Below are 13,905 nucleotides of genomic sequence, written 5' to 3' on the forward strand. Positions count from 1 at the left end.
TTTACAACATGATACGGTGCGTTATGTCGGATAAAGGTCATACCATCCATACCGTTACTTTGAATTAGCATCTGTTTGACGAACAAAAAATCCGTCTCCTTTAAGCAACACGAATGTGTATCACTTAAAGAAGACGGATGAGATCACTTTTACATTTTTTCAGCAACGAAGAAAATCCGCTCGGCTGTCTCAGAAGGAGCATCCGGTCCAAAATCGCCTGTGACCGCGAGGACCCGGAATCCGGCGTCGCGTAACCATGTCACGTACTGTGCTGGAGGATACGTCCGCTGATGATGCGTTTCATCGACACGCTCATAGCGACCGTCCTCTTCCTCGATGAAGAAAGTCAGTTCATGGACGACAGAAAGCGGTGCTTCACCAGGATCCGCGAACCAGATATACGAACTTTGCTCCGCATGTGTCGCATATGTCTTTCCATTGAACAACGTTTCCATCTTGTATGGAGAGTGTGTATCAAATAAGAGACGTCCACCCTCTTTGAGGATTGCTGCTACATGTGTAAACGTCTGTTTGACATCCTCTTCCGTCCGGAGATAGTTCAAGGAGTCGCATAGGATCGTCACGGCATCGACAGGTGTCGGCAATTCGATTTCGCGCATGTCTTGCGCCCAGAATTGAATGCGTAATCCCTCTTCCATCGCTTTTTCCTGCGCGACTTCGAGCATCTCTTCCGATAAATCGATTCCGAGCATCTCATAGTGTGCCGCTAATGCAAGCGTCGCCGTACCCGTTCCACATCCGATATCAGCAATCGTACTGCCAGTCGGAACGTATGCTTTGACCCAGTCGACCCATTGATCGTACGGGACGTCTTGCATCAATTCATCATAGATGTAGGCGAACTGTTCGTATGCCATTAGTTGACCTCGACTTCAACCTTTGGAGCATCTGCCCAGAGTTTTTCGAGATTATAGTAATCACGATCGTCACGGTGGAAGACGTGAACGACGACGTTTTCAAGATCCGCTAACACCCAACGTGCCGCATCGAATCCTTCGAGACGTTTGATCGGCAGGTTATGTTCGTGCGCGACTTCTTTGAGTTCACGTGCGATTGCCTGTACTTGTTTTTCTGAATTCCCTTCACAGATGACGAAGTAGTCGGCAACTGGTGAGATGCTCGACATATTCAGGACGACGATATCTTCAGCGCGTTTATCGTCGATGGCATTTACGATTAATTGTAATTCTTGTTCGACTGTCATAGGACGGTCCCCTTTCGTTTGGCCGCGACGAAGGCATTATAGGTCTCAATCGTTCGCGGAAAGATGATGGCTTGTTTTTTACATAAAAAATGAATCGTCTGACTGAGTGTTGCGATGACGGCGTCCGTCAAATCCTGCTCCGCTACTTCACGAAGCGCTTCGACACCTGGATAACTGCGATTTGGTTCAATCGCATCCGCGACGAAGATGATTTGATCGAGCAACGGCATACCGGGTGCCCCCGTCGTGTGATTTGCGATCGCTTGATAAATCAAGTCTGAATCAAGACCAAGTTCTCGACGGACAAGCTCCGCACCTACTGGCGCATGAAGCAGTTCGTCATCATAATCGAGTAAAACCCGTTGATTCAATTCAACGGCAATCGAACGCATCTCATTCGTATCGCGGTATTTCGCATAATCATGAAGCATAGCAGCAAGTGTTGCTTCTTCTTCGTCAACACCATATTTAAGAGCCAAGTGTCGTGCTGTCTCAACGACACCTAATGTGTGCACATAGCGTCGCTCAGGCAACGTACGCTCAATGATTTGACGTGCTTCTTCAAGGCGCATATAGATTCCACTCCTCAATCCGTTGTCGAACGGCTTCCGGTACAAGGTAGCGAATGCTCCGTCCACGCGCGACCCGTTGCCGGATATCCGTCGAAGAAATTTCTAGCAATGGCATATCGACCGCTTTCACACGGGCACCACGCGGAATCAGATACCGACTGCCCGGTCGAGCGACGGCACCAAAGACCACTTCCTCGTATAACTGTTCGGCTTGATACCACGTATCGAGACTCACGAGTGAATCTGCTCCAATGAGAAATAGAAACTCATGCTCCGGGTACCGGTGCTTGAGTGCACGAATCGTATCATACGTATAGGAAGGCTCTTCGCGCTCAAACTCGATTGCTGAGACGGAAAAAGCAGGATTCAATGCAATTGCTTCTTCTACAAGGCGTAAACGCTTGGTTGCGTCTGTGACTGTACGTTGTTTATGCGGTGGCACATTCGCTGGTACGAACCAGACCGCATCAAGTTCGAGTTGTTCCTGCGCTTGTTCGGCAATCAGGAGATGACCGATATGCGGAGGATCGAACGTTCCGCCCATCAGTCCGATTTTCATCGTGGCAATTCGAGCGTCTTGTTCTCTTTTGATTCTTTATAGAGAACGATGACTTTTCCGATGACTTGAACGAGTTCAGCATTCGTTCCTGCGACGAGTTCTTGTGCGACATCCTTCGGTGCGTCCGCACAATTTTGCAATACTTGTACTTTCAAGAGTTCCCGTTTTTCGAGCGCATCCATCAAATCAGCACACATCGCTTCTCCGACTCCATTTTTACCGACTTGGAAAATCGGGTTTAAGTCGTGAGCTGTCGCGCGTAAAAAACGTTTTTGTTTACCTGTTAACATGATTAAAATTCCTCCAATTGCTTTCGTATCACCTGCTCGCCAAGTGCAAGGTCAGGTGCTTGTCCGGTGAAGCGTTCAAATGCTTCAGCCGCTTGTAAGACGAACATCGGGACGCCGTCAAGTGTGTCGAGACCTTTTTCGGTCGCTTCACGCAATAGACGGGTCGGCGTCGGTCGATAAATAATATCACAAATCAAGGCGTGCGTCTCCGTCAATTCGATCGGACGTGCCTCGATATGTGGCGCCATCCCGACAGAAGTCGTATTGATGATGACGTCGTAACTCGTTAAATCAAATGTTTTTTGCCATGGTAGAACGGTTGCTCCGAATTCATCGGCAACTGCCTTAGAGCGTTCTTCTGTACGATTCGTGATCGTCACATCTCCGGGCAACGCAGCAATGATGCCTCGCGCCGCACCGCCCGCACCAAGAACGAGCGTCTTTTGAAATGACGGACGACGTTCTGTCAACGCGCGGACGAATCCGATTCCATCTGTATTCGCACCAATCAACTGCCCATCCTGCCGATATACCGTATTCACGGCGCCTGCTTTTTGAGCTGCCGGCTCTAGCCGATCCAGATACGGAATGATTGCTGTTTTATGTGGAATCGTCACATTGATTCCGTCTAGCTGATGTGTGCGTAATTTCGTAATGATTTGCGGCAATTGCTGCTCCGTTACATCGATGAGGTCATAACAGCCGAAAAGCCCAGCCGCTTCCAGCCAAGCTGTATGCAGCTCAGGTGAAAGTGAATGGGCAATCGGATGACCGATGACGGCAAAGCGCATCAGACGAGCGCCTCACGTAAGGATACAGCGACACCTTTCGGGGCGTAAGCAGCGACACGTCCACCTTTTCCGTGAACCGCAACCCACCCGAGTCCACTGAAGACGATATCCGTCTTCATGTTGTCGCGGAGGCTGAATTCATGACGGACAAGCGGCGGTAGCATCTCACGCGTCTTTTCGTTTGGCGGAGACAACAGCTCACCGTTATGGTTCGCGTATAAATCGTCTGCCTTTTCAAGCTTCGTCCGGTGAACTTTCAATTCATTCGACATATAGATGACGAATGAACGCTTGTTCCCTTCCATATAGTCCAATCGTGCAAGACCTCCGAAGAAGAGTGTCTGTTGCGGATGGATTTGGAAGACTTGTGGCTTGATCTCTTTTTTCGGTGTGATCAGCTTCAAGTCCTTTGCATCAACATAGTGAGCCATCTGATGATGATTGATGATCCCCGGTGTATCATACAGGTTACAGTTATCGTCGAGTGGAATGTCGATCAAGTCTAGTGTCGTTCCTGGGAAGTGACTGACCGTGATGACGGCTTCATCTTCTTCACCGAAGCGTTTGATGACTTGGTTGATCAGCGTCGATTTCCCGACGTTCGTACAACCAACGACATAGACGTCGCGGCCTTTTCGATAATAATCGATTTTTTCAGCGAGTTCATCGACTCCGTGCCCTTTTTTCGCACTGATCAGATGAACGTCGACTGGACGTAATCCAAGTTCTTTCGATGCTTGACGCATCCAGTTCATGAGACGGTTCGGGTTGAGTGACTTCGGTAATAAATCGGCTTTGTTCCCGACGAGTAAGACGTCGTTTTTACCGACGAACCGATGTAATCCCGGTAACCAGCTTCCATTAAAATCGAAGATATCAACGATTTTAACGACAAGTGCATCTTTTTGACCGATTCCGTCTAAGATTTTAACGAAATCATCGTCCGATAACGATACATCTTGAATTTGATTGTAGTGCTTTAATTTAAAGCAACGTTGGCAAATGACCATTTCACGATCAAGTGCAGATTTAGGTGCGTATCCTGGTGCTTTTGTGTCTTCCGTTTGAATGGCGACACCACAGCCAGCGCAGTGGATTTCTTCGATCATATTATGTTGAGCCGCATGCGGGAACGATATCCCTTCTCTTTTCACCGTAGCGCCCTGCTCGCTACTCCAAGAGCGTAACTTCCGACCTCTCGCCGTACATGTTGCGACTGCTGCCTTCCCTTTCATCTACCGATCTGACAGGGTTATTGTTGCTTATCCTGACGAAGTGTTTCGATCGGATGCTCCAGTGCAGAAGGATCTTCCTTGACGCGTTGTGTCAATTTATAGATTCCTTTGCGTTTCATCCGGTGGAAAATGACACGTTCCATCAGGCGATTGAATTTCGTGACGACACCGTCCGTCTTAACGACAGGTTGAACGTGGATGACTTCGATTCCAACGGAGTTTGCACCGAGTACATCCGTAAAGAGTTGGTCTCCTAAGAAGACAACTTCCTTCGCATGATAACCGAATTCCGTCAATGCTCGTTTAAACCCGATAGGAAGCGGTTTTCGAGCAGGCGCAATATAATGCAATCCGAGTGGATCCGCGAACTTCTTGACGCGGTCTCCGTTATTGTTCGATACGATGATGACGTCGAAACCATATTGATTATTCACCATATCCAGCCAAGCAACCAATTCGTCTGGAGCATCTGCGATATTCCATGCGACGAGCGTATTATCAAGATCGGTCAAAATCGCTTTGACACCGTTTCGTTTGAGCATTTCAAGGTCGATATCGTAGATCGAAGCCACGAAATGTTTCGGATAAAGTCGTTTGAACAAGAATAAAACCTCCAGATAATGGTCTAGCTCTATAGTTAAGTTTAAGAAACAGTTATGCTCTTATCGTTCGATTATAGCACAATCAGGTAGTAAGAGCGACGCACAAAAGAAAACGGAAGGTCCACCTTCCGTTTTCTTAATAATATCGAATCCACAGATAGAGTTGCGATAGAATCAACGTTACGATCGTGATCGGTGCTCCATAAATCAAAAAGCGCATATAGGTAAATTTTTCACCTTGTCGTGTCGCGAGACCCGCGACGATGACGTTCGCCGATGCACCGATCAATGTCCCGTTACCACCGAGACAGGCACCGAGTGCGAGGGACCACCATAACACGTCCACTTTCGCATCTGCTGATGATAATCCAATTCCAGCAGCTACATCATTGATGAGTGGAATCATCGTCGCGACGAACGGGATGTTATCAATCGTCGCACTGGCGATACCAGACAACCAAAGAACAGCAGTCGCTGTCGTCTGAATATCGCCACCTGTCAAATCAATCGTCTTTTCAGCGAGGTAGCGGATGATGCCCGCTTCTTGGATCCCGCCGACGAGCACGAACAGTCCGGCGAAGAAGAAGATCGTTGTCCATTCGACGCGGGCAAAAATCCCTTCGAGCTGATGATCATTTTCAATCGTCAGCAACATCAGAACCGTCGCTCCAAGAATCGCGATCGCTGGTGCTTCGAGATGGAGTCCGATCCGGTCAAGCAGCGGATGTAACACGAACAACGCAATCGTACTGACGAGAACGATACTACTTCGCGTGACCAATTTTCGACTAACGATATAGCTCTTCTCATCGATTTCCATCAGTTTTTGTCGATCTTCCGCTTCGACATGCAACTGCTTCCGGAAGATGAAATACAGGATGCCGATCGTCACGACCGTGATGACGAGGATGATCGGTGCAAGATTCACTAAAAAGGCATTGAACGTCAAATGTGGATTTGCGGCACCAATCATGATATTCGGTGGATCCCCAATCAAGGTCGCCGTCCCACCGATATTCGCAAATAGGACTTCTGCGAGCAAGAATGGAAACGGCGCGATTTTAAGTATCTTCGTAATCGAAAACGTGATCGGAACGATCAATAGAACCGTCGTGACGTTATCAAGGAATGCAGATCCAAGTGCCGTCAATGCGGACAGTAGAATCAGTACCTTGATCGGATCACCTTTCGTCGTCTTCGCAGCGCGGATTGCGATGTATTCGAACAATCCAGATTGGTTGGCAATCGTGACGAGAATCATCATGCCAATCAATAAGACGATCGTTCCCCATTCAATATATTCAAACAATGCGGTTTCAAGATCCACAATACCGATGATGACCATCGCGAGCGCTCCAAGCAAGGCGACGATCGCCCGACTTACTTTTTCACTGATGATGAAGCCATAGGTCACTAAAAAAATGATGAGTGCGATATACGTTTGGACCTGTGTACTTCCGATTTCTGCTAATGCCAGTGCCGGCATGATTCATTCCTCCTAAACGTAAGGAGACGCCCAAAACGGGCGTCTCGCTTTCATGAATGCCATTGTCCGAGGCGTTGCCCCATTAAAACTGGTCCGATTGCTTGACTGTCTAACGTCAATGCGTCCTTCGGACAAATCAGGACGACCGTCGAACCGAATGAGAAGTATCCGAACTCATCCCCGCGACGAAGCTCCTTCGACTCGTTCGTCCGAACGATCGAGTTGACATTTAACGCACCGACCATGACATGTTCAAGTGCATGTTTCCCTTGGACGATGCGCGTCACACGACGGTAGTTCCGCGTCAATGGACGAAGCGCATGTGTGAGACCAATCTCATTTACCGGTGCTGAATCGCGACCGAGCGTATAGCTCGTCCGGACTGTTCCATCCATCGGCACATGAACACGATGGTAGTTTTGCGGACTTAAGTAAAAGATCATCACACGTCCCCCGACATATTGTTGTGCTTCATGATGGGAACCGAGTAACTCAGATACCGTATACGATTGTCCTTTGACAGTAAAGCGGCTATCAGCCGTCAAATCGTCAACGACGGATAGCACACCGTCACACGGACTGACGAATGCGCCTTCTGCTTGATCGATCGGTCGCATTTCTGGTTTGACATGGCGAACGAAGACGTCATGTAAACTCGAATACTCCTCGAGGCTCCGAGTCGCTTCTGCCATATTTAAATCGTATGCCTGAACGAACGGACGGATGAACGGACGACTGATACGGCTCATCGCAAAACGTTTTAGTTGTTTGGCAACAAGCGGGTGTCCATTTAATTCGAACACACGAGAGTAAAACCATTTTTTAATCATTGAGATCACCAGATGATTCTTCTTTTGAGTCCTTTACGTCTTTTCCAGCGAAGAACTCTTTATAGCTGTCTTCCGTTTGCTCTCCTGCTACGCGTCCGACTTCCTTACCGTCTTTAAAGTGAACGACAGTCGGTGTACCCTCGATGCCAAACGTATCCCAAGCCGACTGTTCGACAGCAAGATCGATCTGTTCGAATGGAATGTCTTGTTTTTCACCAAGCGGGACGAGATATGGTTTTACTTTTTCACAGTGGGAACAACCCGTTTGATAGAAATACGTATAGAATTCATCACCGGATTTTACTTTATCTGCGACTTGTGTAGCCGTTAAATTGCCGTTCTTCGATGCAGAATCTTCTCGATCCGTGAAGACAAGAAGTAATCCTCCCACCAATACGATCAAGGCGATGACTCCCGCTGTAATCCAATTCGCCTTGGATTGCGGTTTTTTCGTGTTTTTACGTTTCGACTTCTTTGACACGTCTATCCCTCCGTCATTCTGGTATTAGCCATTTTTTCTGAATCATTATAGCATGACCATTCGCAAGAATCGTATCGATTTGCAAAGCGTCATCAATCAGTAACAGATCCGCTCGTTCTCCGACCGCGATTCGCCCGCCCGGTATACCATATGCATCCGCGACATGTCGCGTGATCGTCGCGATTGCCTGATCAAAAGCAACACCATGCTCCACTGCATCGCGAACGGCTTGCATCAGAGAAGTAGGCTTTCCTGTATCAATCCGCACTAAGCGACCTGCATCATCAAACGCCGGAAGACTTGCGCCAGCGTCGCTCGACATCGTGATCTGCTCGGGTGGGATTCCCGCTGCTAAAGCACGAGCAACAGCCTGTCCTGCTGGAATCTCGCCTTCCGCAATGAAAGTTTCCGTCGTACACGTCGTAAAATCGATTCGACCTCCCCGTTTCGCCCAAGCGAGTCCCGCCTCAAAAATCCGTTCACTCCGGTTGATATGCGTCGGAAGGAATTGTCCGATAGGGAGGTCCGTCGTATCAATCACCTCATGTAACAGATCAAGCCCTTGTTTCCCGTCTCCGATATGGACGTTCATCGTTCCCGACACTCCTTTGACCATGCCAGCAATTCGGGCTTCTGACGCTAATCGCGCGAGTTCATGAGCCGTCGGTTGTGTCGATCGGTGATCGTTGATGGCAATCTCTCCGATGCCGATCACTTCATTGATGAGGACGATATCATGTCCTGTCGATTGCGTCAGGAAGACCGGCGGAACCATATAACTTCCGCTTAATAAAAAGGGACGGATACCAGATGCAGCATATCCCCGTATGTGTGCCAGTAGGTCAATTCCTGTTCGTGTCCAACCATCCGTTCCGAGTAATCCAACGACCGTCGTGACACCGCCTTCGAATATGTCACGAACAGTCAACGGAGCCGTTCGCGTGGCAAATCCGCCTTCTCCTCCTCCACCGATCGGATGTAAGTGTCCGTCGATGAATCCGGGGACTAGGCGTTTGTTGCGACCATCAATCCGGTGCGTAATGAGTGCTTCATCTATGGTGTAGGAACCGATTCCGATGATCTGATTCCCTGCGATGTAGACATTTTGCGGCATCTGTTGCCACAGAACCTGTTCGATGACGATCATCGATCATTCCTCCTTAAGACAAAAAGCGAGCCTATCGCCCATGTGACGACATCTCGCTTTTCCTTATTCTGCCTTAGTCCCTTGACCAAGACCTAAATCTTCATTGACGGCATCGAGTGCGAAGACGACAAGTGAAGTGACGACAGACATAGCTGTCGCGAATCCGAAGCTATACGTTACTGCATCAACTGCCGATACGATGAACACAGCCGTGTTCACGAGTAAGAATGACCAAAAGAATGTAACGAGAAAACGCATGATTTCCCCTCCGTTTCCATAACGTACTATAGAGTTATCCTACGATTTGTAGTATACCATTTTTTAATCCAAGCAACAGCTTTTCTCTAATTTTTTCAAGCGCTTTCTTTTCCTTGAAAAACTTAATCGTTTCATACGAAGGACAATCGCTTCATATGCTACAGTAGAATTAACGAAAAGAAAGCGGAGGATTTCATCATGACCCGTCACTTAATCGCTGTCGATCTCGACGGCACCCTTTTAAAAGATGATAAGACAATCAGCGCTGCGAACATCGCTGCGCTCCAGCGTGCGCGTGCGAATGGTCACGAAGTCGTCATCGCAACCGGACGACCATTTCGTCACGCTCGAAAATATTACGAACAGCTCGGTTTAACGACACCGATCGTTAACTTTAACGGTGGTCTCGTCCATCATCCACAAGACATCCACTTTGAAGTTCAGCATCATCCGATTCCATTAAAAACTGTTCAACATATTTTAGAATCTGTCGCTGAGACGAAAACACAAAACATCGTCTGCGAAGTCACGGATCATGTCTATTTTCAATATAATCCGGTTGGTATTTACGAATTCTATACCGACCATGCCTTATCCGTCACGACCGGAGATTTACGAAAGGTGCTTATGCATGAACCAACATCTCTTTTAATTCATGCCAAAGGAGAACACGTCGATGAGATCCGCTCCGAACTATCTGGTATCCATGCCGAGACGGTACTCAATCGTCAATGGGTGAAGCCTGAATTCATGGTCGAAGTGATGCGAAAAGGTACAAGCAAAGCGGTCGGTCTTGCCCATATCGCCGATCACCTTGGTATTAACTCTAAACAAATCATTGCTTTCGGTGATGAGGAAAACGATTTAGAGATGATCGAGTATGCTGGACATGGTGTCGCGATGGGTAATGCCATCCCCGCGCTGAAGCATCTGGCAAACGGCACGACGAAGCGAAATGAGGATGACGGGATCGCGTATTACTTGAGACACGTCCTCGGGCTCGCATGAAAACAGATAAAAGGCACTTGCTGCATATCGCAGAGCAAGTGCCTTTTTCATTATCCTTTTCGGAAGTATCCGACAACCGAGTCTGTCGCGACGACGTTGATGAAGACCGTCTCGTCCGCTTCCCGGCAAATCCGTTCAATGTCCCGTAATTCATGACGCTCGATGACCATCATCAACGTCGCTTTTTCAGCTCGAGAATACGTACCAATCGAAGGAATTTGCGTGATGCCTCGAATGATGTGCTGATGCAAAGCCGTCGTGATGTCATCCGCATGATTCGTGACGATGAAAATCGTTAGACGCTGATTGCTCGTATGAATCTCATCGACGACCTTAGACGTCACGTAGATGAAGACGATCGTATACAAAGCAGTCGACCAACCGAACAACGCTCCTGCCAATAATGCGATCAAGAAATTCAAGACGAACAGATACAAGCCGACACTGCGATCGGAGAAACGAGCGAAGATTAAGGCAACGATATCGAAACCACCCGTCGAAGCACCGAACTTAATCGTGATACCGGTACCAATCGCAAGCAAGACCCCTCCAAACACTGCATTCAGTGTTTGATCACCTGGTATGACAGCATATTGAGGAATAAGACCAATGAAAATCGTCGTTGCCAAAACTGAAATCAAGGTGATGATTGTAAAGCTCCGACCTAACATGATCCATGCGAGCACAATCAGAGGTATGTTCAACGCCAAGAACCAGACGTTTTCACCAAACGCAAATGCTGTATTTTGAAGGACTTGCGTCAAGATTTGGGCAAGTCCTGTAAATCCAGTCGAATATACACCACTCGGAATCAAAAACCAGTTCATGGCAACGGCGATGACGAATCCCCCAATCGAAGCCACGATCACTTTTAACATACTTTCCTTTACTACTGATGTCACACGCCGTTCTCCTCTCATTCATAACTATCTTGAAACACTTTAGCACATTCAAATGTCGCCGGATAGTCAAGATTTCCAAAGATTGATGTTCTTTTTCATGATGGCGTTTTCATTTGTGACAAAGGTGTCCTGATTCTTGTTACACACAAAAAAAAGAACCGACTAAAAAATCGGTTCTGTTTAATCTCTTATACTGTCATCGAAGCAGGAACTGTAATCTGTCCTCCCGCCGGAACTTCTACAGTTGTTCCATGAACGTTTAAGCTGAATGCTTCGCCTTCTGTTTGAGCGATTTCGACGGCATTTGGCTGTACATGGACATGGATATGATGACCGCGCCATTGCATCCGGAATGTATAGCTCGTCCAGCCTTTTGGCAACATCGGCTTAAAGGATAACGTATCGTTTGCCACCCGTAATCCAGCGAACCCGTGGACGATCGACATCCATGATCCAACCATCGACGTGATGTGTAATCCGTCTTCCGTATCATTGTTGTAGTTATCGAGGTCAAGTCGTGCTGAACGTTGGTACAGTTCGACCGCTTTTTCCTCATAGCCGACTTCCGCCGCAATGATTGAGTAGATACATGGTGATAATGACGATTCATGAACCGTGCGTGGTTCATAGAAATCGAAGTTCGCTTTTTTCTCTTCTACACTGAAGCGATCCGTCAAGAAGTAAAGACCTTGTAAGACATCTGCTTGTTTAATGAAGACAGAGCGAAGGATCCGGTCCCATGACCAATTCTGGTTTAGCGGAAGATGTTTTGGATCGAGGTCAGCGACCAAGATTTGTTCCTTATCCATGAAGCCATCCTGTTGCATGAAGATTCCAGGGGCTGCCTCATCTTTTGGATAATACATCTTCGAGTCGATATCTGCCCACTTTGCCAGCTCCTCATCCGTCAACGCTAATTGATGCATAAGTTCTTGCAAACGTTCTGGTTCTTCTTGTGCCAAATGACGGTGGACGGTCTGCGTATATTCGAGACACCATGCCGCAATCAGATTCGTATACCAGTTATTGTTGACGTTGTTCTCATATTCATTCGGTCCCGTCACGCCAAGAATCATATAGACATCCTTGTGCGGCACGTAATTGACACGGCTTGCCCAGTATCGGGAAATCTCGACTAACACTTCAAATCCGTATTGTCCGAGATACGACGTGTCTCCCGTGTAGTTCGTGTAGTTATAAATCGCATGCGCGATTGCACCGTTCCGGTGAATTTCTTCATGTGTGATTTCCCACTCGTTGTGGCACTCTTCTCCGTTCATCGTTACCATCGGATAAAGTGCACCCTTCATTCCGACATTCTTATCTGCATTTTCTTTCGCTTGCGGTAATTGATTGTGACGATACTTGAGTAAATTCCAAGCAACTTCCGGTTTCGACGTCGCAAGGTAGAAGTTTAAGCAATACGCTTCTGTATCCCAATACGTCGCACCACCATACTTCTCGCCCGTGAATCCTTTTGGTCCGATATTCAGACGTGAATCTTCACCTGTGTAGGTCTGGAACATATGGAAGATGTTGAAACGAATCCCTTGCTGTGCCTCGACATCTCCTTCAATTTTCACGTCCGCTTCTTTCCAGTGGTGCAACCAAGCTGCTTCATGTGTCGCAAGCAATGTATCAAAGCCTGATTCGAATGCGACGTGAACCCGTTTCATCGCTTGCTCCAATAGCGCATCGATTTCATGGTCGCGATTCGTTACGAGTGCGACGAATTTTTCGACTGTGACACCCTCACCTACTGCGGCTTGTTTCGTGAAACGATTCGCGACGTACTGCGTATTGCCATCGACGACCTCACATCGTGCGCCTTCGACATCCGTGATCATCGCTGCCGTCACATGCCAATCGAGCTTTTTCGTTTTTGATGTGACATAACCGAACCGTTCTTCAATTCCGTGTTCGACAGGAAGCCAGAACTTCTCGTCATAGTTCGAGTCTTCATTTTCAACATCTGCATCGAGATACGATTCAATGACGATTTCTGCTTCAAAATTGACAGGTGTCACCGTATATTGCAAGGCAGCGATTTCTTTATCAACGATCGAGAAGAAACGCTTGGATTCGACTTTCGTTTCCTCTACCCCATTCTTCAATAGCATCGTCCGTGTCAACACACCGTGTTGCATATCAAGTTCGCGTTTGAAGTCGATGACTTCCCACGTGTTCAAATCAACAGCTTTTCCGTTGACGGATACTTTCAATCCCATGATATTGACAGCATTGAGTACTTTCGCAAAGTACTCTGGATAACCGTTTTTCCACCAGCCGACACGTGTCTTATCCGGATAGTAAACACCTGCGACATACATGCCTTGATGCGTGTCCCCTGTATACTCTTCTTCAAACGTCCCGCGCATTCCCATATGACCGTTTCCGATCGATGTCATCGATTCTGCCAATCGATTATCTTCTGGATGAAAACCAAGCTCTGTAATTTTCCACTCATTGACCTCAAAAAGTCGTTTCATCGTCAAGTCGCTCCTTTTTATGCTACGCAT

Annotated in this window: 16 protein-coding genes; 1 reads left to right on the forward strand and 15 read right to left on the reverse strand. The window is 47.6% G+C overall.

Going from position 1 to position 13,905, the window contains the following annotated elements:
* Positions 1-149: 149 nt before the first annotated feature.
* The 13 genes from B3G15_RS03515 to B3G15_RS03575 all read right to left on the reverse strand — a co-directional run bounded on the left by B3G15_RS03515 (position 150) and on the right by B3G15_RS03575 (position 9,476).
* Positions 150-878: a class I SAM-dependent DNA methyltransferase gene (locus tag B3G15_RS03515; RefSeq protein WP_058704798.1), complete on the reverse strand. Its 729-nt coding sequence runs from the start codon at positions 876-878 to the stop codon at positions 150-152.
* Entirely contained in the window at positions 878-1,225 is a 348-nt protein-coding gene (rsfS, locus tag B3G15_RS03520) for a ribosome silencing factor (protein WP_023467427.1), read from the reverse strand. The genes B3G15_RS03515 and rsfS overlap by 1 nt, the downstream gene beginning before the upstream one ends.
* Positions 1,222-1,797: a bis(5'-nucleosyl)-tetraphosphatase (symmetrical) YqeK gene (gene yqeK, locus B3G15_RS03525; RefSeq protein ID WP_290715723.1), complete on the reverse strand. Its 576-nt coding sequence runs from the start codon at positions 1,795-1,797 to the stop codon at positions 1,222-1,224. The genes rsfS and yqeK overlap by 4 nt, the downstream gene beginning before the upstream one ends.
* Positions 1,787-2,356 (reverse strand): nicotinate-nucleotide adenylyltransferase, encoded by a 570-nt coding sequence (gene nadD / locus B3G15_RS03530; RefSeq protein WP_064300344.1) that lies wholly within the window; start codon positions 2,354-2,356, stop codon positions 1,787-1,789. Before nadD ends, yqeK begins: the two co-directional genes overlap by 11 nt.
* Positions 2,353-2,646, reverse strand: a complete 294-nt coding sequence (yhbY, locus tag B3G15_RS03535) for a ribosome assembly RNA-binding protein YhbY (protein WP_023467424.1) — start codon at positions 2,644-2,646, stop codon at positions 2,353-2,355. The genes nadD and yhbY overlap by 4 nt, the downstream gene beginning before the upstream one ends.
* A gap of 2 nt (positions 2,647-2,648) precedes the next feature.
* Positions 2,649-3,437, reverse strand: a complete 789-nt coding sequence (gene aroE / locus B3G15_RS03540; protein ID WP_214857042.1) for a shikimate dehydrogenase — start codon at positions 3,435-3,437, stop codon at positions 2,649-2,651.
* Positions 3,437-4,546 carry a ribosome biogenesis GTPase YqeH gene (gene yqeH / locus B3G15_RS03545; protein ID WP_023467421.1) on the reverse strand — a complete coding sequence of 370 codons (1,110 nt, stop codon included), beginning with the start codon at positions 4,544-4,546 and terminating at the stop codon, positions 3,437-3,439. The genes aroE and yqeH overlap by 1 nt, the downstream gene beginning before the upstream one ends.
* 143 nt (positions 4,547-4,689) lie before the next feature.
* Positions 4,690-5,274 (reverse strand): YqeG family HAD IIIA-type phosphatase, encoded by a 585-nt coding sequence (locus B3G15_RS03550; protein ID WP_290715730.1) that lies wholly within the window; start codon positions 5,272-5,274, stop codon positions 4,690-4,692.
* A 136-nt stretch (positions 5,275-5,410) separates the two neighbouring features.
* Positions 5,411-6,760 carry an ArsB/NhaD family transporter gene (locus tag B3G15_RS03555; protein WP_290715733.1) on the reverse strand — a complete coding sequence of 450 codons (1,350 nt, stop codon included), beginning with the start codon at positions 6,758-6,760 and terminating at the stop codon, positions 5,411-5,413.
* A gap of 50 nt (positions 6,761-6,810) precedes the next feature.
* Positions 6,811-7,590, reverse strand: a complete 780-nt coding sequence (locus tag B3G15_RS03560; RefSeq protein WP_214860939.1) for a phosphatidylserine decarboxylase — start codon at positions 7,588-7,590, stop codon at positions 6,811-6,813.
* Positions 7,583-8,071, reverse strand: a complete 489-nt coding sequence (locus tag B3G15_RS03565; protein ID WP_050677692.1) for a thioredoxin family protein — start codon at positions 8,069-8,071, stop codon at positions 7,583-7,585. Before B3G15_RS03565 ends, B3G15_RS03560 begins: the two co-directional genes overlap by 8 nt.
* Positions 8,072-8,084: 13 nt before the next feature.
* Positions 8,085-9,218: a beta-aspartyl-peptidase gene (gene iadA / locus B3G15_RS03570; RefSeq protein WP_290715740.1), complete on the reverse strand. Its 1,134-nt coding sequence runs from the start codon at positions 9,216-9,218 to the stop codon at positions 8,085-8,087.
* Between the two features lie 63 nt (positions 9,219-9,281).
* A complete protein-coding gene (locus tag B3G15_RS03575; RefSeq protein ID WP_023467415.1) occupies positions 9,282-9,476 on the reverse strand; it encodes a YjzD family protein in 195 nt (64 codons plus the stop codon).
* Positions 9,477-9,674: 198 nt separating this feature from the next.
* Here B3G15_RS03575 and B3G15_RS03580 point away from each other — a divergent pair, with 198 nt between their 5' ends.
* The gene (locus B3G15_RS03580) at positions 9,675-10,484 is read left to right on the forward strand and encodes a Cof-type HAD-IIB family hydrolase (protein WP_290715744.1); all 810 of its coding nucleotides are present in this window, start codon (positions 9,675-9,677) and stop codon (positions 10,482-10,484) included.
* A 50-nt stretch (positions 10,485-10,534) separates the two neighbouring features.
* On the opposite strand, the gene B3G15_RS03585 is transcribed toward B3G15_RS03580, so the two are convergent.
* Together B3G15_RS03585 and B3G15_RS03590 are read right to left on the reverse strand one after the other, a co-directional pair.
* On the reverse strand, positions 10,535-11,386 hold the full coding sequence (locus B3G15_RS03585; protein WP_050677689.1) for a YitT family protein: 852 nt from the start codon (positions 11,384-11,386) through the stop codon (positions 10,535-10,537).
* Between the two features lie 188 nt (positions 11,387-11,574).
* Positions 11,575-13,875 (reverse strand): glycoside hydrolase family 65 protein, encoded by a 2,301-nt coding sequence (locus B3G15_RS03590; protein ID WP_290715749.1) that lies wholly within the window; start codon positions 13,873-13,875, stop codon positions 11,575-11,577.
* Positions 13,876-13,905 lie beyond the last annotated feature (30 nt).

Origin of the sequence: Exiguobacterium sp. UBA1053, from assembly GCF_002316465.1 — a bacterium.
GTDB lineage: Bacteria > Bacillota > Bacilli > Exiguobacteriales > Exiguobacteriaceae > Exiguobacterium_A > Exiguobacterium_A abrahamii.

Excerpts from the sequence above, each read along its gene's own strand:
- B3G15_RS03515 (WP_058704798.1), bottom strand. The coding sequence starts at position 878 with ATGGCATACGAACAGTTCGCCTACATCTATGATGAATTGATGCAAGAC.
- rsfS (WP_023467427.1), bottom strand. The coding sequence starts at position 1,225 with ATGACAGTCGAACAAGAATTACAATTAATCGTAAATGCCATCGACGAT.
- yqeK (WP_290715723.1), bottom strand. The coding sequence starts at position 1,797 with ATGCGCCTTGAAGAAGCACGTCAAATCATTGAGCGTACGTTGCCTGAG.
- nadD (WP_064300344.1), bottom strand. The coding sequence starts at position 2,356 with ATGAAAATCGGACTGATGGGCGGAACGTTCGATCCTCCGCATATCGGT.
- yhbY (WP_023467424.1), bottom strand. The coding sequence starts at position 2,646 with ATGTTAACAGGTAAACAAAAACGTTTTTTACGCGCGACAGCTCACGAC.
- aroE (WP_214857042.1), bottom strand. The coding sequence starts at position 3,437 with ATGCGCTTTGCCGTCATCGGTCATCCGATTGCCCATTCACTTTCACCT.
- yqeH (WP_023467421.1), bottom strand. The coding sequence starts at position 4,546 with ATGATCGAAGAAATCCACTGCGCTGGCTGTGGTGTCGCCATTCAAACG.
- B3G15_RS03555 (WP_290715733.1), bottom strand. The coding sequence starts at position 6,760 with ATGCCGGCACTGGCATTAGCAGAAATCGGAAGTACACAGGTCCAAACG.
- B3G15_RS03560 (WP_214860939.1), bottom strand. The coding sequence starts at position 7,590 with ATGATTAAAAAATGGTTTTACTCTCGTGTGTTCGAATTAAATGGACAC.
- iadA (WP_290715740.1), bottom strand. The coding sequence starts at position 9,218 with ATGATCGTCATCGAACAGGTTCTGTGGCAACAGATGCCGCAAAATGTC.
- B3G15_RS03575 (WP_023467415.1), bottom strand. The coding sequence starts at position 9,476 with ATGCGTTTTCTCGTTACATTCTTTTGGTCATTCTTACTCGTGAACACG.
- B3G15_RS03580 (WP_290715744.1), top strand. The coding sequence starts at position 9,675 with ATGACCCGTCACTTAATCGCTGTCGATCTCGACGGCACCCTTTTAAAA.
- B3G15_RS03590 (WP_290715749.1), bottom strand. The coding sequence starts at position 13,875 with ATGAAACGACTTTTTGAGGTCAATGAGTGGAAAATTACAGAGCTTGGT.